The sequence below is a fragment of the Nitrosomonas sp. sh817 genome, from assembly GCF_030908545.1.
In the GTDB taxonomy this organism is placed as follows: domain Bacteria; phylum Pseudomonadota; class Gammaproteobacteria; order Burkholderiales; family Nitrosomonadaceae; genus Nitrosomonas.
The window spans coordinates 437397-460419 of record NZ_CP133083.1 but is presented as its reverse complement, the minus strand read 5'-3'; the positions used below and the strand labels follow the sequence as shown (position 1 = coordinate 460419).

Genomic DNA, 23023 nt, shown 5'->3' with positions numbered 1-23023 from the left:
ATATTCAAATAAAATAATCTATTAACCACCACACTATCGTATGCTCAGCTTTTCCGCCCGAACAATAAGCTCGGGATTGTATAACAAATAATTGAGAATATTAAATGAAACGAGCTTTATCCAATCTGCAATCAGCATCCGCTATAGTGCTGATAGCCGTTGGTCAATCAGCTCGATCCAATGCTTCACAGAAATCGCCGCGCCATTTTGCAGATGCGTCAAACAACCGATATTGGCGGTTGCAATTTGATCCGGTTGACCGGATTGGAGCGCGTCCACTTTATTCTTCAGCAATTGTTGTGAAAGCTCCGGCTGCAGAATGGAATAAGTTCCCGCTGACCCGCAACAAAGATGCGCATTAGGCACAACCGTCAAATCAAAGCCGGTCGCTACCAGTATTTGTTCAACTGTGCCGCGGATTTTCAGGCCGTGCTGCAGCGTGCAAGGCGAATGAAACGCCAATTTTGTTTGATTTCCGTCTTTTTTTGACTCGATCAATTTCTGCAACCTGTCTTTCTCGGTAAGCAGTATTTCGCTGATATCTTTGGTCATAGCCGAAATTGTCGCGGCTTTTTCCGCATATTCCCGGTCATGACTCAGCAAATGACCATAATCCTTCACCGTAACCCCGCAACCGCTGGCGGTCATCACGATCGCTTCGGCTTTTTCTTGCTCGACATACGGCCACCACGCATCGATATTGCGCCGCATGTAATCCAGGCCTTCCGTTTGCGCATTCAAATGAAAAGTCACTGCGCCGCAACACCCCGCTTTTTCAGCCTTGATCAGCGATATTCCCAGACGATCCAGCACCCGCGCGCAAGCTGCGTTGATATTCGGCGCCAGGGCTGGTTGCACGCAACCGTCGAGCACCAGCATGGCGCGGGCATGCCGCGCGGCCGGCCAGGTTTGAGCAGTACCCAGTCTTGCCGGGATTTTCTTCTTCAGACTGGATGGCAGCATGGGGCGCACCAACTGTCCCGCCTTAAACAGCGTATTGAACAGCAATGCATTAGGCAATACCTTGCGCAACGTAAAGCGCATGACCTCGGAATATAAATTGCGCTTCACTTGTTTCTCAACGATGCCTCGGCCAATATCGACCAGCGCGCCGTAACGCACACCCGACGGACACGTGGTTTCGCACGCGCGGCAAGTCAGGCAGCGATCCAGGTGCAACTGAGTTTTCTCGGTCACCGGCTGCCCTTCAAGCAATTGCTTCATCAAATAAATCCGTCCGCGCGGACTGTCCAGTTCATCACCCAAAAGCTGGTACGTCGGACAAGTGGCCAGACAGAAACCGCAATGCACGCAACTGCGTAGAATTTCGTCGGCTTCCTGTCCTTCCGGAGAATTCTTGATGAAATCGGCAAGCTTGGTTTGCATTTATAAATCCGGATAAAGTCTTCCGCGGTTAAAAATCCCCGCAGGATCAAATTGTTGTTTCAGCGAGCGATGAATGGTCATCATAGCCGGTTCTAGCGGATGAAACACCGCTTGGCGCGCTCTGTTGTTTCGAAACAATATTGCATGCCCGCCCGCATCTTTCGCCAATTTGCGAGTCGTTTCCACGTCTAAACCATCATCGCTCGATAACCAGCGTAAACCGCCGTTCCATTCCAGCAATTGTTTTCCCGGCAATGCCAGCGGCGCGGCGGTGGGTCGAACCGACAAGCGCCACAGCGGCTGGCCGGATTGGAAAAAACCGTGCGTTTGCTCTCGCAGTGATTGCCAAAATGCTTCACCATCCGCCATTTCCTCGCCGCCCAGCTTGACACGAGCAGCCCGCACCGTCGATTCCGCGCCGGACAGGCGCACGAACAATTCACCGTCGGCATGGCAAGTCGCGGAAACCGGCAGCGGTTTACCGGCCCATTGATTCATTTGCTCGATGGCCGCCGCTTCGTTCATTGAAAATTGCAGCGTCATTTCAGCCGGCGGATTCGGCAGCACTTTGAGCGATACCTCCAGTATCACGCCCAAAGTCCCTAATGCACCGGCCATCAAACGCGACACATCGTAACCGGCGACATTCTTCATTACCTGTCCGCCAAACCGTAAATCCTTCCCGGTTCCATCGAGTAGGCGCAAACCCAGCACAAAATCGCGCACCGCTCCGGCAGTGGCGCGGCGCGGTCCGGACAAACCGGCGGCAACGCAACCGCCAAGCGTCGCAGCCGCGCCGAAATGCGGCGGCTCAAATGCCAGCATTTGCCCATGCTGCGCCAATAATGCTTCGACATCCGCCAGCCGGGTACCGGCGCGCGCGGTCATCACCAGTTCGGTCGGTTCATAATCGACAATGCCGTGATACGCGGTGGTATCGAGGAATGCACTCGGTTGCACGGCTGGCGCGTTGCCATAAAAATGCTTGGTACCGCCGCCGCGGATTTGCAGCGGGGATTTGTTGTCCGCTGCGGTGCGAATGGTGTCCTGATACTGTTCGATGATTGCTTGCATGATTGTTAGAATCGCGGCAAATCCGCGAATTTCAGCTCGCCGTGGTGCACGTGCATCGCCCCCAGTTCTGCGCAACGATGCAGCGTGGGCACCGCCTTGCCGGGATTCAGCAGCCCTAATGGATCGAATGCCGCTTTCACCGCATGAAATAGCTGCAGCTCACCGGTTTTGAATTGAATGCACATTTGATTGATCTTTTCCATGCCCACGCCATGTTCGCCGGTAATCGTGCCGCCGGCATGGATGCACATTTCCAGGATTTTACCGCCGAATTCTTCGGCTTTTTCCAGCTCACCCGGTTGATTGGCGTCGTACAAAATCAGCGGGTGCAAATTGCCGTCCCCGGCGTGAAACACATTCATACACCGCAGTCCATATTGCTGCGACAACTGATCGATGCCGTGCAACACCTCCGCCAAGCGCTTGCGCGGTATCGTACCGTCCATGCAGTAATAATCGGGCGACACCCGCCCCGCCGCCGGAAACGCCGCTTTGCGTCCCGCCCAGAGCTTGAGCCGTTCGGCCTCGTCGCGGGAAGTGCGCAGGCCGGTCGCGCCGCTTTGCTGCATGATGGCATGAATACGCTCGATCTCATCGGCGACCTCCTCGGCGCTGCCGTCGGATTCGCACAGTAAAATCGCTGCCGCGCTCAAGTCGTAACCGGCGTGCAGAAATTCCTCGACCGCGTGAATGGTGATTTTATCCATCATTTCCATGCCGGCGGGAATAATCCCGTCAGCGATGACATTCGCCACCGCATTGCCCGCTTTCAGCACGTCGTCGAACGCCGCCATCACCAGTTGCGCTTTTTCAGGTTTCGGAATCAGTTTCACCGTAATTTCGGTGACAATACCGAGCATGCCCTCAGAACCCGTCATCAACGCCAGCAGATCGTAACCGGCGCTGTCCAGGCTGTCACCGCCGATCTCCAGACACTCGCCGCCGATGGTCAGCACGCGCAGTTTAAGAATATTGTGCACCGTCAGCCCGTATTTCAGGCAATGCACGCCACCGGAATTTTCCGCGACGTTACCGCCGATCGAGCACGCGATTTGCGACGAAGGATCGGGCGCGTAATACAAACCGTGCGGCGCAGCCGCTTCGCTGATCGCCAGATTGCGCACGCCGGGCTGCACCCGCGCGGTGCGCGCCAGCGGATCGATGGCAATGATGCGATTGAGCTTGGCGAGCGACATCAGTACGCCTTGCGCATGCGGCAACGCGCCGCCCGACAAACCGGTGCCCGCGCCGCGCGCCACCAGCGGCGTTCGGGTTGCATAGCAAAGCTGTAAAATTTTGACGATCTGTTCCTCGGTTTGCGGCAACACCACCACGCCCGGCAATTGCCGGTAAGCCGACAAACCGTCGCATTCGTACGGCCGCAAATCTTCGGCTTCGAACAACACCGCTTCGCGCGGCAGAAACGAACGCAATCGATCGGCTAGAGCTTGAGCAGACATGCAGTTATTCCGGGTGTTGGTGAATTTCGTGATTGGCCAGTTTTTCCAGCATTTTGACAATGGCGGAATTATCCCATGTTGCGCCGCCGTGCGCGAGACAAGCGGAAAACAATTCACGCACCGCCGCCGTGTTCGGCAGGCTCACGCCCAATTCGGCGGCGCTTTGCAACGCGATGTTCAAATCCTTGTGATGCAGCTCGATGCGAAAACCCGGTTCGAAGCGCCGTTCGATCATGCGCTGGCCGTGCACTTCCAGCGCCTTTGACGCGGCAAATCCGCCGAGCAGCGCTTGCCGCACCTTGGCCGGATCGACACCGGCCTTCGACGCGAACAGCAACGCTTCCGCCACCGCTTCGATCGCCGACGACACCACAATCTGGTTGGCGACCTTGCACACCTGGCCGGAACCAACGTCGCCGATACGCGCCACGCTTTTCCCCATCAACACGAGAATCGGCTGAATCCGGTCAAACACCGCTTGGCTGGCGCCGACCATGATTGTCAATGTCGCATCCCGCGCGCCGATATCGCCACCCGACACCGGCGCGTCGGCGTAATCATGCCCGAGTGCGTTCACCCGCGCGGCAAATTCGCGCGTCGCCAACGGTGAAATCGAACTCATGTCGACAATCACTTTGTTCCCGCCTGTCGAAGCCTGCAAACCGCTCGCTACGCCGTGCTCGCCGAATAGCACCTTTTCCACATCCGGCGTATCCGGCAGCATGGTGATGATAATCTCCGCCTGCTGCGCCACCGCCTGCGGCGAAGTCAAAGCGATCCCGCCCGCCGCGACCAAATCCGCCGGCACGCCGCTGCGCGACTGTAAAAACAGACGATGTCCGCCTTTGATCAAATGCCCCGCCATGGGCTTGCCCATGATACCGAGACCGATGAAACCGATAGTAGTCATAGTTGTCATTTTTTATTTAATAAATTTCGTACGATGGCGGATGGCGCTACGCTTATCCGCCCTACAACCCTCAAAAAATCAAACCCGCAGGGGCTACGCCCCTGCACCCCGCAAAGGGTAAAAGCACAAAGAACAAAGGTCAAAAATCCCTGGCGATCCGAAAACCCTGGAAAATATTTGAGACATCCAGGTAACTCCAGAAGCGATGGGCCGACCTCAGATTCTGAGGAGCATTGCTCCAAGAACCACCTCGAATCACACAACGATTGCAGTCGCCTCCATTCTTTTCCAGCCACGCCGAACCATCATCAGGCGCATTATCGTAATTATCATGCCAACAGTCCCGCACCAATTCCCACACATTACCAGCGGTATCATATAAACCAAACGTATTTGCCTTAAACGAACCCACCGGCGCAGTTTTTCGTTCATCCCATCGACTGCCACACCCAACGCAATTCGCGTTGCTCACTCCAATGTCATCACCCCACCAGTAGCGGGTTTGCGTACCCGCCCGTGCAACGTATTCCCATTCTGCCTCGCTCGGCAGACGGTATTTTTTACCAGTTTCCACGGATAACCATTCGGCATAAGCTTTTGCATCAAGAAACGTCACATTGATCACCGGTCGTTTACCGCGTATCCAGTCATGGTCATCCGGCAATTTGTGACCGGTCGCCTTAGCAAATATATCGTATTCGTCGAACGTCACCTCGTATTTACCGATTTCAAAGGCGTGGTCGATATTGACTTCGTGAACTGGCCGCTCACCCAAATCACCATCATTGGAACCCATCAAGAATTTTCCGGGTGGGATGCGTACCATTTCCGGCTCAAACGGCAATCGAATAGCACGAGAATGTTGACTGGCATGTGAATGTTTTTGGGGATGTTGGATACCCGGGATTTTATCCAGTGCCTTTATCAATTTCTCGGCATCCGCATGAAAACGATGATCGGTGATTTCAATCGCTTGGCGTCGCGTCAACGGTCCCAGGCATTCGGGCAGTTGCGTCGATTTCGGCATCGTGGCACCACCCACCAGCACCGGGATGACGCGGATACCGCGTTCGAGCACTGCGGCAATTTCGAGCCGCACCCAATCATCGGGATCGTCCAAGCGCCGCTGCCCGTTGGCATCGGTGATATCCAGCCAGTGCTCGCCGATCAGCACCACCGCCGCTTGCACGGCTGCCAGTTTGTCCTCGATCACTTGATCGAATACTTCACCCGGTTCGATCTGGTCGATATCCATGAACACATGATCATAGCCGAAATGACCGGCCAGGCGGTCGTACAGCCGCCCGGCATACGGTGCGCTATCCTTGCGGCGATAGTTGATGAAAATTTTGGCCATGAAACGATTCGATCGGATATTTTTTCAAAGCGCTCATCATACTGGCAATCGATTTTGCCGGTCAAAAAATGCGCTGCGATCTTTTAACCATCACATCAACTGACGGTGGAAATACCTTGATTTGTTTCAATGAATGGTTGTGCCATCGTTCAAAACCTTGTAAATTTGACCCCTGTGGGTCACGCCACTTTTTTATAATTTCATTGATTTTATGCATAAAAATAAATTTTCATACCTGCGTGACGGCCTTGCCTACGGTTTTTGCGCCAGTGTTTTTCTGTTAAGCGGTTGCCAGACTTTCAGCACGCATCCAACACCGCCTCCCGCCCCCCGGGTTCAATCGCTGCCGATGCCGGTTGCCAGCCATGAGTTCAGTTTCGATGCAACGCGCGACGATGTCGTCGGCGCCGTGCAGATCGTTACTGCGGATCAGGAAGATACGTTGTCCGACATCGCGCGGCGGTTTAACGTCGGTTATGAAGAAATCGTCAGCGCCAATCCCGGTGTCGATCCGTGGTTGCCGAAAGCCGGTACCCGCGTCGTCGTGCCGACGCAGTTCGTGCTGCCCGATGCGCCGCGCCAGGGTATCGTCATCAATTTGGCTGCAATGCGGCTGTTTTATTTCCCGAAAGCCAAGCCCGGCGAACTTCAGCGCGTGATCACGCATCCGGTCGGCATCGGCCGGGTGGAGTGGAAAACGCCGATGGGCGTGACCCGCGTTGCATCGAAGAAAGCCAATCCGGCATGGATCCCGACACCTTCGATCAGAAAAGAGCACGCCAAGAACGGCAACCCGTTACCCGCGATCGTGCCGCCGGGACCGGATAATCCGATGGGCACGCATGTGTTGAAACTCGATTGGCCGAACTACGCCATCCACGGCACCGACAAGCCGCCGAGCATCGGCTTGCGCGGCAGCCACGGTTGCGTGCGCATGTACCCGGAAGATATCGTCGGTATTTTTAACAACGTGCCAGTCGGCACGCCGGTCCGCGTGGTGAACCAACCGCGCTTGCTCGGCTGGCGTGGTGATGATTTGTACCTGCAAGCTTATCCGGCTCTGGAAGACGACAGGCGCGATCACGGTCAGTTGCTGAAAAAATCACTGCGCACCGTGCGCACCACCGCCAAAGCAAAACGCAACGCCCGGCCGCAAGCAAAAATCAATCAGGCTTTACTGGCGGAAGCTTTAGCCAATCCGCGCGCAGCCGCTGTGCCGATTACGCAATCCGAAATAACGTTGCAAGCCTATCTCAATCACGCCAAGCTTGTGCAAAACACGCTGCCGTTCAACGCTACCTGGGACGGTAATAGGGAAGGACAATTGACGGCAAGTCAGGTATTGGAGATGGCCAGCGAAGAGCCACGGCAGATCCGCTGACGTTTCCCTGCTGAATGAGCGGTGACACCACTTCCCGATGCAAACGATCGTACGATTGCGCAGCGTCCACACGATACGATTAACGCTGCGCAACGAATACGGCAAAATACTGAATTCCCGCGATCAGCTTACCCCTTCGCACGCTGATTTGCAGTATAAATCAAACAAAGTTTCCATGACCTTGATGGCTTCCTTACTCGCCAGCGTGTAATAAATATATTTGCCTTTGCGTTCCGTTTCAACCAAATTCTCTTCGCGTAACACGGTCAATTGCTGAGACAAAGTCGGCTGATGTATCCCCAGAATTTCCTCCAGTTCCCCTACATTCCGGGTTCCCCTGCTAAGCTCGCACAGAATCAGCAATCGATCCTCATTAGCCAGAATTTTCAGCAAAGCGCATGCATCCGAGGCTGACGCATGCAATGCTGCCATATCGTTTAATACCGGTTGTGTTTTCATATTTAGTTATCATTATGATAGTAATTATTAACGAGACCACGAATCCTACAATGACTGCAAGGGCATTTATGCTAATTTATTTTCAGGTGATTGTCAGTAGAATCTTACCGATGTTTTTTCTCGACAATTTCAAAAATCCCCATACCCAGCAACATTGGTATTAAAAATACAAAAATCTCCGTTTTTCCGGACCCGGCCAGCACCAGCGCCGGTCCCGGACAAATGCCGGCAATCCCCCAGCCGATACCAAATAGGAAACTCCCTAATAACAAACGCTTGTCAATCTTTGCCGCAGCAGGCAATTGCATCGGCACCCCGAGAAAGCTGGTTTTCTGCCTTTTTGCCAAAGCAAACGCAACGGAACCGGCTGTAACAGCGCCGCCCATTACCCAAAGCAGCGAAGCATCCCAGTCGCCCGCCACATCCAAAAAGGCCAGAACAATGGCCGGGTTGACCATCCCGGATAGAATAAGTCCCATGCCAAACACAAGACCCGCCAGCAACGCCGTGATCATCATCATGTTATATCCTCACTTTAATCCCATGTTAAAACCACACGTGACGCATCCAATAAACCGTTGCAAAACCCATGGTCATAAAAACAACAGTCGCTGCAATCGATCGCGGCGATCTCCGCGATAAACCGCAAACACCGTGACCGCTGGTACATCCGGAACCCAGCCGTGTACCGTAACCCACCAGCAAGCCAGCCAGCGCTAACATACCGTAACCGGCCTCGATCTTTATTTCCGGCAGAATCCAGAAAAGTTTCCAAATGGCCACGGACAGAACAAGCCCTGCTATAAAGGCTACCCGCCAGCCGATGTCGCCTTTCGGCATCCGCAACAACCCGCCAACAATTCCGGAGATACCGGCAATGCGCCCATTAAAGAGCAATAACACCGCAACCGCCAAACCGATTACCGCGCCACCGGCGGCGGCATGCCATGGCACCGATTCCAATAAAATATTCACAGTCAGCTCCTCGAAAACTATCAGTCAGTAAGAATATGGACTCGCCATTTAGCTATGATTGATATTGGTATATTTCAATATATACTATCAATTATTGGAGTAATAATGAATCTTTAAATGATGCCGGTTATTTTAAAATTCCAATCGGCTTGATTCGAACCATCATTACACGGCCTAGCCATAAAAAATACCGGCACATTCGATTCGTATCGGCAATTCAAACTTGCAGCGACACGAAATTGCCTCGCCGCTGATCGAATCTCGCCGCCAGAAACCGTGTGCCGACCGAAAACCCGCCGTTTTCTTGCCGTGTATGCGTGACTTCCGCCACTGCTTGAAAATTGGGAGCGTCGATTTTGATAATATCGCTTCGATCCAGCATCACGTTCGTCAAAAAACGAATTCCGGCAGGCGACAAATCTTGAAAAATGCCCTGACATGGCCTCCCCGGCCAGAACAAATAAAATGTCAATTCCCCCCGCACATTGATGCGGGTCAGCATTCGATAGGGTGAATCCAGTTGGTCTTGCTGGAATGCCGCCAACGGGCTGGAGCACTCCAGGCAATTGCCGCTTTGATAAAAGCCGGTCTGCGATACATGCGGCGTTTTACAAAAAGAGCAGTAATGCGTGATCACTGCCTGATAAGGTTCGATTGCAGATTGCGCGGGTCTAAAAAAATTCGCAAACAACGCCGGAAGCTGATCTTTTTTGATTTCCATTTCCTTTTTGGCCGCCTGCCACATATCGCCGGCCAATAACGCGTCATAATGTTTGCGCGATGCCGGATTGGATAAAATCCGGTAGGCCTCATCAAGCATGGCATGATCGTGCGGTGAATTCTTTCTTAAAGCCCAGTAGCTTGCGGTAATTGTGGTTATTGGCGCATCCGCCTGCACCTGCAAAATCCGGTAATAATTGCGCTGCTTAAAATTCGCAGTCCCTTCAGCACGCGAATTTTCCGCATCCGGATTCACCGCCGCGGCACCCAACGCTCCTTGGCTCAGTATCCGGATATGGTAGCGCTTCAATAATTCGCGGTCATATCCGGCGCGCTTATCAGGATCCCGCAAGGTATCATAAGCAATCTTCAGCAGATCGGCATTCCAATCCGCGCTTTCCAGATCCGGATGTGTTTTAAGCTTATGCATCAGCATCCGGTAACTCTCGCTAATCACCGCCATTGGCGCATCGGGCTGCACATGAAGAATGCGATAATAATTGCGCCGCTCAATCATGATAGCTGGAAAAAATGGATCTCGGGTTTATCGGCAAGTGATTCTATTACTAAGTCACTTCCATTGTTTATCAATGGCTTGCAATGATAATCGAAAGTTTATTCACAGTATATAGGCATCTGCATTCTATTTGCGTGATTCGCACCCCCTTTCGTCGGCAGGACAGGGATAAGCAGGATTTAATGCAACATTCCGCTACTACCGGGCCTCCATTCAAAATGGCGTTTTCCCAACCTTCAAAATACCGGCAAGAACTATTTTTAATCCTCAATTCAGTCCGGCGCCAAACATGTTTTACTGTACCCGTCACCCTATCCCTGAAATATGGAGGTTTGTTATGCACGGCAAAAAACTCTCTGCCGGAAAACTTGACGGTGCTCAATCCGATGATACCGCTATCGTCGACGAAGGTGTCTTAGCCGATGGCATGATTCCCGACAGCAGGATCGTGAAACTGATCGATGAGTTGGAAATCAGCAGTGATGATTGCGGTGGAGAAACATCATCCGGGATCGCGCAAAACCATTTAAAACCGGATCATTTCAACGATCAATAATCTTTTCAGATCATGATTTCCTGAGTCACGATCACCGGTTTCAGGAAAAGTCCGCACACACGCAATTACGCCCTTGTTTTTTAGCGCGATATAACTGCTGATCCGCGTTGGCAATCAACTCATCCAGTAACACATAATCGTCTTGATTGCTTGCAACGCCAAAACTAGCGGAAATTGCAAGCTTTTCACCTTTCGCGGATGACACTTGCATCGAGCCGATTTTGTTACGCACTCTTTCCGCAATAGTCACGGCGTCTTGCAATCGTGTCTCCGGTAAAAAAATCAGAAATTCCTCGCCTCCCCAACGGGCCAGAATGTCGCCGCTTCGAGCTTCTTTTTGCAAGGCTTCCGCTAATTTCACTAAAACCCGGTCGCCCAAGGCATGGCCGTAACTGTCATTGATGAGTTTGAAATCGTCGATATCCAACATGATGACCGACGTATTGCTTTTACTGCGCAAGCTTATGGACCAGATCGGCTGTACATATTTATAAAACGAACGCCGGTTGTTCAAATTTGTCAGCAAATCAATTCCGGCCATTTTCTCGGCAGCCAGTTTTTCGCCTTGTGTGATATTGAACCGCGCCGCAAGCGCAAGCGCCAGCAAAACTGCATCGAGTGTCATACCGATATCCGCAGCGCGGTAGGTCAACTCGCTAAACGGAATAACGCCCCACACGGCATTGGCCGTAATAATGCCGCCGCATATTGTAAGAATCGAAGCGATCAAGAAATATTTCGCAAATTCATTGCCGATCCGCAGCGAAACTATTCCGAGAATGACCGCTGCCACATAGAAACTGAAGATGAAAACAATCGATATCAATAAGGCAATAACCAGTTCGTCAAGCAGCATCGCTACCAATACCGAGACACAAAAACCAATGCAGCCAATGACAATAAGACGATACAGGCGCGGCCAAGTCTGTTTGATATCCAGAAACTGCAGCATGAATGCAAATCCGCCAGTGGCGCCCGCCGCCATTAGAATGGCACTGGCCCAGCGCTGCCAGAATGGAGATTCCGGCCACAACCACTGATAACCGTGACCGGTATAAGCCAGATTCAAAGCGATAAAACTCAACAGGAAGATCGAATACAGCAGATACGTGTTAATGCGCAAACCGACATACAGCACCAGATTGTATGCAACCAGCGCGAGAATGGCGCCGTACATCAAGCCGTAGCTATAGGCATCCAGCAAATCCTTGTTTGCCAGTTGCCCGGCATCGGTAAAGTAAATAGGGAGAACCATCGCATCATCCGCTTCCACGCGAATCAGAACCAAAGTCTCGCCGTGAGTGAATGCATGTTCGATTACGAAGAAACGGTGATCGACCGGCCGTTGCGCAAATGGCAGGCTGTCTCCGGTATGGAAACTGTTGACCAATTGCGCTTCACGCAAAAAAAATACATCGATTTTATCCAGCCAGGCATTTTCAACTAACAGCTTACGCGCCATCGGCTCCGGCTGCGCATTGATGATTTCTAAAGCAAGCCATACCGGCCTTGCTCCAATACCGAAATTCATCACCTCGGATTGCGATGGCCTGAAGCGGCCGCTCTTGAAAGCGCGGAGCGCGTCGTGCACGTTAAAATCGCTGCCATCAGGCTGAAATATTTGAATATATTGACCGATCGCCGCAGGATATACTTCAGTCGCTTGAATGGCAGCCTTGGCGCTCAAACTTGAGATCATCGCCACAAGCGCCAGGCTTAGCAGCAGGAATGTGCGTTTCATGAAAGATTGAAATAGGACCGGAACAATAAAAAGCTATCTAATCGCTGAATCAACAGGTTAATCAAACAACCCCATAGACAAAACTGGCGGTGGATCATTCGAGAAGCCATACGAAAAAAATCCTAATACAATTGCACATCTTCACCAAGACCAGTAAAAATTGCAACCACAATTCATTTTTTCTTATCAATCATGAAACCGATAAAAAACAAAAGAAAAAGTATTCCCGCACAACCGACGCCAGTCATCAGCAAACAACGGCCTGATTTGACCGCCCGAAGCATGAGAACGGCGGTACTTGCCGCCACCCTTGCCTTGCTCGCGATCATTTGCCACCGTCTGGGTCTGATCGATTACCGTGCGGCTTTGTTAGGACTCCTTCTAAGCGCCGCCAGCGGATTGTTCGCGATTTTTTTTGGGGCAGTCGGAACCTGGCGCGCCAAGCAAGCCAAGGAACCGGAACTTGCCGCAACGCTTGGCGGCTCGACGCTTGCGTTATTGATCGTGGTTCCGCTGCTTGCAACCGTTTTGACCGGTATTGGCAAGCCGATGATCCATGATATCTCCACCGACTTGCAAAATCCCCCTGAATTTATTGCCATTCCAGCGCTTCGATCAATCAGCGACAATTCGCTGGACCGTTCCGATCCGGAAAACTTGATCAGTCTGCAACAAGAATATTACGCCGATCTGAACACGTTATTCATTGACCGGCCCTTCGAGCAAGTATTCGAGCAAGCGGTTATGCTGGTAAAACAACGCGGCTGGGAAATCGCTTCGGTATCTGCCGCCAATGGCCGGATCGAAGCGACCGACACCACCCTTCTGATGGGATTTAAAGATGATGTGGTGATTCGGATTCAAACCGAAGGCAATCGAACACGCGTTGATATGCGATCCGTTTCCAGAGCCGGCAAAGGCGATCTGGGCGTAAATGCTGAACGTATCCGGTCTTTTTTGGCAGCACTGAAACAACAACTCTCATGATAAAGAAACGTTAACAGGCCGTTGAAAAACGTTGGCAGCCGATACAAGGCAAAAACAGGCGAAAAAGCGCAGTTTATGCGGTATAAATGAGCATTTTAAGCTTGTTTTTAGCACCGTAACGGCAACGCAGATAGTTTTTCAACGGCCTGTTAAGGAATCAAATGCCGAATACGCAATTGGCTTGAACAATAATGGTATCATTAGCCGCATTGCATTTCCGGTTCGATCGGATTGCAAGCAATACCCGAAAAAACAATGCGAAGCTGATCAATCATGCAATAAGAAAGATCCATACCGGTCATGATAACCATCGTTCTATTGTAGCTATCGAATGAAATCTCGTATGTTGAACAGACCCGCTTTCAGCAAGCCGGTTTATCCATTTTTATGAATTTACTGCTAGTTGCTCTAATCCCCTTTGCCGGAGGCATTTTTATCGCTTCCATCTCACGCTTCGGCCGCTTGTACTCAGCATGGGGCGCCGGTGCTGTAACGTTACTTGCGCTGGCTTTTTTATACCCATCAATTGCCGATGTTTTTGCTGAGCAAACAGTCACACAACGCTGGCGCTGGATACCCATGCTTGGGTTGGATCTCGCGTTCCGGCTCGATGGATTGGGCCTGCTGTTTTCCTTGCTGATCCTCGGTATCGGCATACTGATTATTATCTATGCGCGATATTACTTATCCGAGCGCGATGACATGGGCCGGTTTTATGCATATCTGATGATGTTCATGGGCTCCATGCTGGGTATCGTTTTATCTGAAAACGTCATCCAATTGTTGATTTTTTGGGAATTGACCAGCTTATCGTCTTTTCTGCTCATCAGTTACTGGCAGCAGCGGCATGAATCCCGCAGTGGTGCACGCATGGCATTGGCCGTGACCGGTGGTGGCGGACTGGCTTTGCTGGGCGGTTTTTTGTTGCTGGGAGAAATCTGCGGCAGCTATGATTTGTCTGTGATTCTGGCTTCCGGCGATAGCATCTCGCAGCATCCATGGTATCTGCCGATGCTAATCCTGGTTCTACTGGGCGCATTCACAAAATCCGCGCAATTCCCGTTTCATTTCTGGCTGCCGAATGCGATGGCGGCTCCCACACCGGTATCCGCCTACTTGCATTCAGCCACCATGGTAAAAGCAGGTGTGTTCCTGCTGGCTCGCTTGTATCCGGCTTTATCGGGCACACCGGAATGGTTCTGGCTGGTCAGCATGACCGGTTTGGCAACCCTGCTCATCGCCGCCTACATTGCCATGTTCGAACACGACCTGAAAGGATTGCTCGCTTACTCGACGATCAGTCACTTGGGTTTAATCACTTTGTTATTTGGCATGGATACGCCGCTGGCGGCGGTAGCAGCGGTTTTTCATATTATCAATCATGCCATTTTCAAAGCATCTCTGTTCATGGCCGCGGGAATTATCGATCATGAAGCCGGTACACGCGATATGCGCCGCCTGCGCGGGCTATGGCAATTTATGCCGCATACCGCATCGCTGTCTATGGTAGCTGCAGCTTCCATGGCCGGTGTTCCGTTATTCAACGGTTTTCTTTCCAAAGAAATGTTTTTTGCTGAAACACTGCACCATATCAATCACCCGTGGGGTTGGTTGATGCCCGTCGCAGCTACCCTCGCCGGTGTTTTCGCCGTAGCGTATTCGTTGCGGTTTATCCATGCGGTGTTTTTCAGCGGCGCACCGGTCGATCTACCGAAAACGCCCCACGAACCGCCCCGTTGGATGAAAGTGCCAGTGGAGCTGCTGATTGCCTTATGCCTGCTGGTCGGGATGCTGCCGGCGCTTACCGTTGAACCCATCTTGGGTGTAGCGGCTATGGGAGTCCTGCAGGGCCCGCTCCCCGATCACGACCTCGCAATCTGGCACGGTTTCAATCCGGCGGTATGGATGAGTATCATCGCGCTGACCGGCGGTATCCTGGCTTACTTGGGACGCAAACCGCTGTCGGTGTTGCATGATCACATGGGAAGCCGTATTGATTTCAAGTTATTTTATAATTCCCTGATTGATTGGCTGTTCCGGACCGCCAGTCAGATAACCCGATTCCTCAATGCCAATTCTTTGCAACGAATGGTGCTGGTGTTCATGCTTTTCATCATGGCGCTCGGAGTAACCAGCTTTATTGATAGCCCATCCGCTTTAACTGGCGATCGCCAATTGTTATCCATGGATGCCGTCAGCTTGCTAATAACCATTATCTTGATTATCGCGGCGCTTGGAACCGTCATCATGCACCGGCAACGCCTGGTGTCGTTGATCTTGCTGGGTGCGGTTGGTTTGGGCGTAGCGCTGGTTTTTATCAAATTTTCTGCGCCGGATCTGGCCTTAACGCAGTTATCCGTAGAAGTGGTGACTATTGTGTTGATGCTGCTGGCGCTCTATTTTTTACCGCAATATTCACCCAAAGAATCCAGCAACCCGGCGCGCTACCGTGATGCTCTAATCGCGATAGCAGCCGGCACCGGTGTGAGTTTGCTGGTATGGGCGATATTAACCCGGCCTTATCAGACGATTGCGGATTACTTCCTGGAAAACAGCATGCCCGGCGGCGGGGGCGCCAATGTCGTAAACGTCATTTTGGTCGATTTCAGGGGTTATGACACACTGGGCGAAATCACTGTACTGGCATTAGCCGGATTGGGCATCTATGCAATGCTGCATCAGTTGAAGCTATCCGGTGCGGAAGCAGATCAGCAAGGACGTTCCTGGGATAACGACATGCACCCCCTCATCATGGCATCATTTGTGCGCTTGCTGCTACCACTGGCTCTATTGGTGTCGGTGTATATCTTGTTACGCGGTCACAATTTTCCCGGCGGCGGATTTATTGCCGGGCTGATTACTGCAGTGGCATTGATCATGCAATATCTGGCCAATGGCGTTAGCTGGGCGCAAGCACGTTTGACCGTCAACATGCACACCGTGATTAGCGCCGGCTTACTGATCGCAGCGTTGACAGGTCTGGCAAGCTGGGCATTCGATCATCCCTTTCTGACCTCTACTTTCGGTCATCTGAATTGGCCGGTAATCGGAGAATTTGAGCTGGCTTCAGCCATGGCCTTTGATTTGGGCGTTTATCTGGTTGTTGTCGGCACCACGCTGCTGATACTGATTTACTTGGGCCTTGTTCATAAAGAGAGTCATACGACTCACGTCAGAAAGAGAATCCGTTAATGGAAGCACTGGTATCGATATTGATTGGAACACTCACCGGTTGCGGTGTTTATTTGATTCTACGGAATCGCACGTTTCCGGTTGTTTTGGGCTTAACGTTTTTATCTTATGCAGTGAATCTATTCTTACTGGTAATGGGCCGGCTTACAATCGGCAAACCGCCAATCATTGCAGAAAATATCACGGAATACGCGGATCCGTTGCCGCAGGCATTGGTACTCACCGCCATCGTAATCAGTTTTGCCATGACTGCCTTTGTCATCGTGCTATCCCTCAAGGCGTATCTTGAAATGGGAAACGATCATGTCGATGGAAAACATAAATCATGATCAGTCATATTGCGATTCTCCCCGTTATCTGGCCGCTATTGATGGGTGCGCTATTATTGTTGCTGCAGAAACAGGGTTTGCAAACGGTACGCGCCGTGAGTATTGCGTCGGTCAGTATTCTGACAGTTCTGGCGGGGTATCTGCTCAATATTGTCAATGATGGCGAGATTCTGGTTTACGAACTCGGAAACTGGCCGCCGCCTTTTGGCATCGTTCTGGTTGCAGACCGCTTGGCCGCCTGGATGCTGCTTATTACAGCGCTGGTTTCCGCGTTTGCGCTACTTTACGCAATCCAAGGCACGGATAGCGATGGTCCGCATTTTCACGTGTTATTTCAGTTGCAATTATTCGGTTTGAACGGTGCGTTTCTTACCGGTGATTTGTTTAACCTGTTTGTATTTTTTGAAATTCTGCTGCTTGCCTCTTATGGATTATTGCTGCATGGCGGCGGGCGGCTGCGCACGATAGCCGGATTGCATTTTGTCATCATCAATCTGGTAGGCTCTACGTTGTTTTTATTTGCCGTAGGTACGCTATACGGCTTGCTGGGAACGCTAAATATGGCTGATCTCGCCGTTAAGGCCGCCGGAGCCGTTGACGACGATGTTGCGTTGATTCGCGCGGCGGGTTTACTGCTTTTCGCCGTATTTGCGCTTAAAGCTGCCTTATTACCGCTTTATTTGTGGCTGCCGGCTGCCTATGCACATACCACGGCACCGGTTGCCGCCTTATTTGCTATCATGACCAAGGTTGGAGCTTACAGCATTTTGCGGGTTTATACCCTGATCTTCGGTTCACAAGCCGGCAGCGTTGCCGACTTGATCGCTCCCTGGTTACTGCCATTGGCCCTGGCAACGCTTATCGCGGGCGTGCTCGGTGTTCTGGCAAGCACGCATCTACGGCAGCAGATCGCCTATTTGGTGATTGCATCGATCGGCACGCTGCTCATTGCTTTTGGTATCAATACCCATACCAGCATCGCTGCCGGGTTGTTTTATCTGCCTCATTCCACTTTTGCAGCGGCGGCGTTCTTCTTGCTCGCCGATATTATCGCTACGCGCCGGTCAGAGATGAGCGACCGGTTCGAACCTGGTCCGGTAATTGCGCATCATCGAATTACCGGTGTTCTCTTTTTTATTGCCGCGATCCTGATCGCGGGACTGCCGCCGTTATCCGGCTTCGTCGGAAAGCTGCTGATTTTGCAAGCAGCAATACCCCATGCCGCTTTGCCGTGGATTATGGGCGCCATGCTGATTACCAGCTTACTCACGATCATTGCGCTGGCACGCAGCGGCAGTATGCTGTTTTACCGCGCGCAATTACCGCAAGCACCCCATACCGCCGGTGGCGATGACGGTAGCGGTTCTCAGCATATTTTAACCCCCGGTTTCAGCGGCTTGGCGATAGTAGTTTGCTTGCTGGCTTTATGCGTGGTTTTAACGATTGGAGCCGGTGCTGTAAGTGAATTTGCATTGGCTACGGCCAATCAGCTGTTACAGCCTGAAGACTACGTACAATCCGTATTAGGCACTGCAAGATGAAAGCGCGCTCCCGTTTTTTGCCTCATCCAATCTTATCGCCGCTATTGGCTGGTCTCTGGTTATTACTGACAAACAGTATTGCGCCCGGGCAAATTCTTCTCGGATTATTGCTGGGTTGGGCAATACCTTTATTGACTCTGCGTTTCTGGCCGGAACGAATCACCATTCGTAAGCCATTCGCTTTAATCCGGTATATCGGTGTGCTGTTGTACGATATCATCGTTGCTAACTTTACCGTCGCGCGATTGATCCTGGGCAATCCGGACCGGCTCAAGCCGGTTTTTATTGAATTGCCCTTGGACTTGACCTCCAGTCTGGCTATCGGTCTACTCGCCAACAGTATCACGCTGACACCCGGAACTGTATCGGCGCGCCTGTCTGAGGATCGTCGCTATTTATTGGTTCACGCGCTCAACGAAAACGATCCGGATAATCTGATTGTGGTCATTAAGCATCGCTATGAACGTCCATTAAAGGAGATTTTCGAACAATGCTAGATTTCGCAATTACCGTGGCGTTTGGATTCGTGGCGATAGCTGTCGGCATGTGTTGCTGGCGCCTGCTGCGCGGCCCCAGTACGCCAGACCGGATTTTAGCGCTGGATACTTTATACGTGAACGCCATCGCATTATTAATGCTGCTGGGAATACATCTGGGCAGCGCGCTGTTTTTTGAAGCAGCGTTGTTGATCGCTTTAATGGGTTTCATCGGCACGGTCGCGCTATGCAAGTATTTATTACGCGGCGATATTATCGAGTAAGCTATGCTGGAATATTTTCTATCATTTTTGATTCTGACCGGTGCTGCCCTTACATTCATAGGCTCTCTCGGTCTTTTGCGGTTAAAGGATTTTTATATGCGTCTGCACGGACCGACTAAAGCAACAACTTTGGGAGTCGGCAGCCTTTTAATCGCATCGGCGGTATTTTTCAGCAGCCGCGATGCCGGCATCAGCCTGCACGAAGTTTTGATCACACTATTTCTGTTTATTACTGCACCAGTAAGCGCGCATTTGCTTGCCAAAGCAGCACTTCATCTGAATCTGCACTCGCACGCAAGAATACCTGTCAATCCGGCGCGCCCGGTAGAAGATAAAGATTCGGAAATTGCCGGTGCTGGCTCAACCGCGCCCGCGAAAGAAAACAGCTCAACTGATATGAGTTCGCCACATAAACCTGTCTGATTTAATCAAAATGACTGCAGATGAAAGCAGATCGGCAAGCAAGCACCCTGTTTTGTATGTGGCGCAATTTAACGCTGCAAGATAAGCCTGCCGATCAACTCATAGCGAAGGGATTTTTTCGACTGGATCGGATGGCCGGGATTTTGGCTCATCATCAAACCAGCGGTAGAGCATCGGCATCACCACCATGGTCATCATGGTTGCGGTTGTCAGACCACAGATCACCACAATCGCAAGCGGTTTCTGAACTTCCGATCCCAGTCCGGTGGCTGCGAGAAACGGCGCCAGGCCGAGTACCGTGGTAGCGGCGGTCATCATCACCGGACGGAAGCGCTGCGAACAGGCTTTTCTAACGGCTTCTTCCACACTGAATCCTTTCTCGCGCAATTCACGCACAAACGAGATCAGCACCACGCCGTTCAGAATCGATGTACCCCACACCGCAATAAACCCCACCGAAGCCGGAACGGATAAGTACTGACCGGTAACAAATAAGCCAACCACGCCGCCGACCGATGCAAACGGCAATACCAGATAAATCAGTACCGCCAGCTTGACTGAGTTGAACAGCATGAACAACAGAAAAAATATCGCCGCCAAGGTAATCGGCACAATCACCCCAAGTGTCGCCATCGCGCGTTGCATGTTTTCAAATTGCCCGCCCCAGACGAAATAATAACCGGATGGCAATTTAATTTCTTTTGCAGTCCGTTGCTGCAATTCTTCAACAAACCCGCCCATATCGCGGCCGTAGACGTTAGCGCCGACGACTACGCGCCGCTTGGCGAATTCTCGCGAAATGATCGCAGGCCCGTCGACCACTTTGATGTCGGCTACCGCACTAAGCGGTACTAGTGCGCCGCCTTGCGCCATACCGTTTTGCGCTGCCGCATTGACCGGTCTCAATAACAGATCCTTAATCGCTTCAACGTCATGCCGGAAATGTTCGGGAAAACGCAACAGCAGCGTAAAGCGCCGTTCGCCTTCAAAAACCTGCGTCACCGCTTTACCACCGATCGCCGCGGAGATTAATTCATTGACATCCGACACGTTGATACCGTGGCGTGCAATAGCGCGCCGGTCGATGTTGATGGTCAATTCCTGTTGGCCGGACAAGCGCTCAATACGGATATCCCTGGCGCCGGGTGTCGATTTGACGATACGCGCGACTTGTTCGGAGAGTTTGCGCAGTTGTTCCAGATCGTCGCCAAAAATTTTGATCGCCACTTGTGAACGCACACCGGTAACCATTTCGTCGACACGTTGCGCGATTGGCTGCGATAACACGATATTCACACCCGGCAACACGCTGAGCGCCTTACGGATATCCTCTTCGATTTCATCCTGAGTGCGGCCCGATCCTTCCAAATCCAAATCGGCAATCGGGTCGGATTCGTTTTGCGAAGCGGGATCAGCGGGCGTATCACCGCGCCCGAGTTTGGAAACCACCGATTTCACACCCGGCACGGCAGCAACCAGTTTCATCGCTTCGGTTTCCAGCTTGATCGCTTCTTCCAAAGAAATCGACGGCGCGCGAATGATCACCGGCGTGGTAGCGCCCTCCTTCATAATAGGAATAAAGGATGTTCCCAGGAACGGGAATAACACGAAAGCGCCCATCAAACAGGAAATGGCAATGATCATGGTTTTTTTCTGGTTGCGCATGGCCAGATTGAACACACGCAAATAAGCGCCTTTGAGCACGGCAACGATTTTGGTATCCTGCTCGCTGCCGCCCTTGAGGAGGTAATCGCTCAATACCGGGGACAGCAGCAACGAGACAAATAGCGCAACCAACAGCGAAATGGCAATGGTAACCGCCAGCGGACTGAAAGTTTTTCCTTCCATGCCTTCCAGCGTCATCAGCGGCAGAAATACCAGGATGGTCACGAAGACACCGAAAATAACCGGCGTACCCACCTCTGAAACGGCATCGACGATCACCTGGAACTTGGATTTTCCGGTATCTTTCGCTTCGCCAAGGCGTTGGTAGATGTTTTCCACTACAACCACAGTCGGATCGACCATCATGCCTAAGGCGATGGTCAATCCGCCCAATGACATTAAGTTGGCGGGCATGCCGTAATAATTCATCACCATAAAAGTGACCAGCGGGGTGATAATGAGCGTAAAACAGACGACGATACTGGTACGGACAGTACCCAGAAAAATCGACAACACTACGATCACCAGAATCAACGACTCCATCAAAGTACTTTGCACCGTCGATAAGGCGCCGTCGACCAAATCAGTGCGATCGTAGAACGGTACGATTTGCAAACCATCCGGCAGTATTCCGCGCTCATTAATCTCGGTCACCTTTTCTTTGATGCGTCCGACAATTTCCTTGGCATTGCCGCCGCGCAGCATCATCACAATACCGGCGACCGATTCGGTATCGCCGTTTTTAATGCTCGCGCCTTGCCTTACCTCACCGCCAAAAGTCACTTCGGCAACGTCACGCACGTAAACCGGAACACCATCCATTTCGCGCAATACAATGTTGCGGATGTCGTCCAAGGTAGCGATCAAACCGACGCCACGGATCAAATATTGTTCATAATGCAAAGCCAGAATATTACCGCTGGCGTTAGCGTTGTTACTGGCCAAAGCGCGATCCACATCGGTCAATGTCAAATCATAATGCCGGAGTTTATTAGGGTCGGCATAGACTTGATATTCCTTGACATGCCCCCCCATCGAGTTGATTTCCGCCACACCGCGGATCGCGCGCAGCATCGGACGCACCACCCAGTCTTGTATGGTGCGCCGTTCCATCAGTTCTTCGAACGTCAATGCGCGCTTACCGTCGTCGGGATGTTCAATCGTATATTGATACACTTCGCCCAAACCGGTTGAAACCGGACCAAGAACCGGGGTAATGCCTGGGATCAAACGCGGCGTCACGTCGATAATACGCTCCATCACCAATTGCCGCGCAAAGTAGACATCGGTTTGATCGGTGAAAACCAGCGTAATCAAAGACAATCCACTCTTGTTCATGGAGCGCATTTCGACCAAACCCGGTAACCCGGTCATCGCGATTTCGACCGGAACCGTCACCAGCCTTTCCATTTCTTCGGGGCTGCGGCCGATCGCCACGGTCGCGACTTGCACTTGAATATTGGTGACATCGGGAAATGCATCAACGGACAAATTCTTCGCCGCGAAGCCGCCAGCCACGCAAAGCATGATTCCGATGATCAGAACCAGCAAACGCTGGTTTAACACGGCTTTTACAATAGCGGACATGGT

At 51.8% G+C, this 23023-nt stretch carries 19 protein-coding genes and 1 pseudogene; 9 read left to right on the top strand and 11 right to left on the bottom strand.

From position 1 onward, the window contains the following. Positions 1–141: 141 nt before the first annotated feature. From glcF to RBH92_RS02175, 5 genes are all read right to left on the bottom strand, one after another. Positions 142–1386, bottom strand: a complete 1245-nt coding sequence (glcF, locus tag RBH92_RS02195) for a glycolate oxidase subunit GlcF (protein ID WP_307933072.1) — start codon at positions 1384–1386, stop codon at positions 142–144. After that, the gene (glcE, locus tag RBH92_RS02190) at positions 1387–2460 is read right to left on the bottom strand and encodes a glycolate oxidase subunit GlcE (protein ID WP_307933071.1); all 1074 of its coding nucleotides are present in this window, start codon (positions 2458–2460) and stop codon (positions 1387–1389) included. A 5-nt stretch (positions 2461–2465) separates the two neighbouring features. After that, positions 2466–3920: an FAD-linked oxidase C-terminal domain-containing protein gene (locus RBH92_RS02185; RefSeq protein ID WP_307933070.1), complete on the bottom strand. Its 1455-nt coding sequence runs from the start codon at positions 3918–3920 to the stop codon at positions 2466–2468. A 4-nt stretch (positions 3921–3924) separates the two neighbouring features. After that, positions 3925–4839 carry a 2-hydroxy-3-oxopropionate reductase gene (locus tag RBH92_RS02180; protein WP_307933069.1) on the bottom strand — a complete coding sequence of 305 codons (915 nt, stop codon included), beginning with the start codon at positions 4837–4839 and terminating at the stop codon, positions 3925–3927. Positions 4840–4969: 130 nt separating this feature from the next. Then, complete coding sequence (locus RBH92_RS02175; RefSeq protein WP_307933068.1) at positions 4970–6187, bottom strand: SUMF1/EgtB/PvdO family nonheme iron enzyme; 1218 nt, start codon at positions 6185–6187, stop codon at positions 4970–4972. Between the two features lie 211 nt (positions 6188–6398). Between RBH92_RS02175 and RBH92_RS02170 the strand changes: the two genes are divergently transcribed. Beyond that, a complete protein-coding gene (locus RBH92_RS02170; RefSeq protein ID WP_307933067.1) occupies positions 6399–7568 on the top strand; it encodes a L,D-transpeptidase family protein in 1170 nt (389 codons plus the stop codon). A gap of 123 nt (positions 7569–7691) precedes the next feature. Here RBH92_RS02170 and RBH92_RS02165 read toward each other — a convergent pair whose 3' ends face one another. The 4 genes from RBH92_RS02165 to RBH92_RS02150 all read right to left on the bottom strand — a co-directional run bounded on the left by RBH92_RS02165 (position 7692) and on the right by RBH92_RS02150 (position 10239). Then, positions 7692–8027 carry an ArsR/SmtB family transcription factor gene (locus RBH92_RS02165; protein ID WP_292922711.1) on the bottom strand — a complete coding sequence of 112 codons (336 nt, stop codon included), beginning with the start codon at positions 8025–8027 and terminating at the stop codon, positions 7692–7694. 104 nt (positions 8028–8131) lie between these two features. Further along, complete coding sequence (locus tag RBH92_RS02160) at positions 8132–8548, bottom strand: DUF6691 family protein (RefSeq protein ID WP_292922713.1); 417 nt, start codon at positions 8546–8548, stop codon at positions 8132–8134. 25 nt (positions 8549–8573) lie between these two features. Next, positions 8574–9002: a YeeE/YedE family protein gene (locus tag RBH92_RS02155; protein WP_307933066.1), complete on the bottom strand. Its 429-nt coding sequence runs from the start codon at positions 9000–9002 to the stop codon at positions 8574–8576. A gap of 217 nt (positions 9003–9219) precedes the next feature. Next, positions 9220–10239: a DnaJ domain-containing protein gene (locus tag RBH92_RS02150; RefSeq protein WP_307933065.1), complete on the bottom strand. Its 1020-nt coding sequence runs from the start codon at positions 10237–10239 to the stop codon at positions 9220–9222. Between the two features lie 337 nt (positions 10240–10576). Between RBH92_RS02150 and RBH92_RS02145 the strand changes: the two genes are divergently transcribed. Further along, positions 10577–10795 (top strand): hypothetical protein, encoded by a 219-nt coding sequence (locus RBH92_RS02145; RefSeq protein WP_307933064.1) that lies wholly within the window; start codon positions 10577–10579, stop codon positions 10793–10795. 40 nt (positions 10796–10835) lie between these two features. On the opposite strand, the gene RBH92_RS02140 is transcribed toward RBH92_RS02145, so the two are convergent. After that, positions 10836–12536 (bottom strand): diguanylate cyclase, encoded by a 1701-nt coding sequence (locus tag RBH92_RS02140; RefSeq protein WP_307933063.1) that lies wholly within the window; start codon positions 12534–12536, stop codon positions 10836–10838. A 192-nt stretch (positions 12537–12728) separates the two neighbouring features. Between RBH92_RS02140 and RBH92_RS02135 the strand changes: the two genes are divergently transcribed. The 7 genes and pseudogenes from RBH92_RS02135 to RBH92_RS02105 all read left to right on the top strand — a co-directional run. Further along, positions 12729–13523, top strand: a complete 795-nt coding sequence (locus RBH92_RS02135; protein WP_307933062.1) for a DUF1499 domain-containing protein — start codon at positions 12729–12731, stop codon at positions 13521–13523. Positions 13524–13910: 387 nt separating this feature from the next. Further along, complete coding sequence (locus RBH92_RS02130) at positions 13911–16715, top strand: monovalent cation/H+ antiporter subunit A (protein ID WP_307933061.1); 2805 nt, start codon at positions 13911–13913, stop codon at positions 16713–16715. Then, positions 16715–17044 carry a Na+/H+ antiporter subunit C gene (locus tag RBH92_RS02125; RefSeq protein WP_307933060.1) on the top strand — a complete coding sequence of 110 codons (330 nt, stop codon included), beginning with the start codon at positions 16715–16717 and terminating at the stop codon, positions 17042–17044. The genes RBH92_RS02130 and RBH92_RS02125 overlap by 1 nt, the downstream gene beginning before the upstream one ends. Next, the gene (locus tag RBH92_RS02120; RefSeq protein ID WP_307933059.1) at positions 17041–18585 is read left to right on the top strand and encodes a monovalent cation/H+ antiporter subunit D; all 1545 of its coding nucleotides are present in this window, start codon (positions 17041–17043) and stop codon (positions 18583–18585) included. The genes RBH92_RS02125 and RBH92_RS02120 overlap by 4 nt, the downstream gene beginning before the upstream one ends. Beyond that, a complete protein-coding gene (locus RBH92_RS02115) occupies positions 18582–19082 on the top strand; it encodes a Na+/H+ antiporter subunit E (RefSeq protein ID WP_307933058.1) in 501 nt (166 codons plus the stop codon). The genes RBH92_RS02120 and RBH92_RS02115 overlap by 4 nt, the downstream gene beginning before the upstream one ends. Next, positions 19076–19345 carry a K+/H+ antiporter subunit F gene (locus RBH92_RS02110; protein WP_307933057.1) on the top strand — a complete coding sequence of 90 codons (270 nt, stop codon included), beginning with the start codon at positions 19076–19078 and terminating at the stop codon, positions 19343–19345. The genes RBH92_RS02115 and RBH92_RS02110 overlap by 7 nt, the downstream gene beginning before the upstream one ends. 3 nt (positions 19346–19348) lie before the next feature. Next, positions 19349–19654: pseudogene (locus RBH92_RS02105) on the top strand (Na+/H+ antiporter subunit G); the annotation flags it as partial. Positions 19655–19867: 213 nt separating this feature from the next. Here RBH92_RS02105 and RBH92_RS02100 read toward each other — a convergent pair. After that, entirely contained in the window at positions 19868–23020 is a 3153-nt protein-coding gene (locus tag RBH92_RS02100; protein ID WP_307933056.1) for an efflux RND transporter permease subunit, read from the bottom strand. Between the last annotated feature and the right edge of the window lie 3 nt (positions 23021–23023).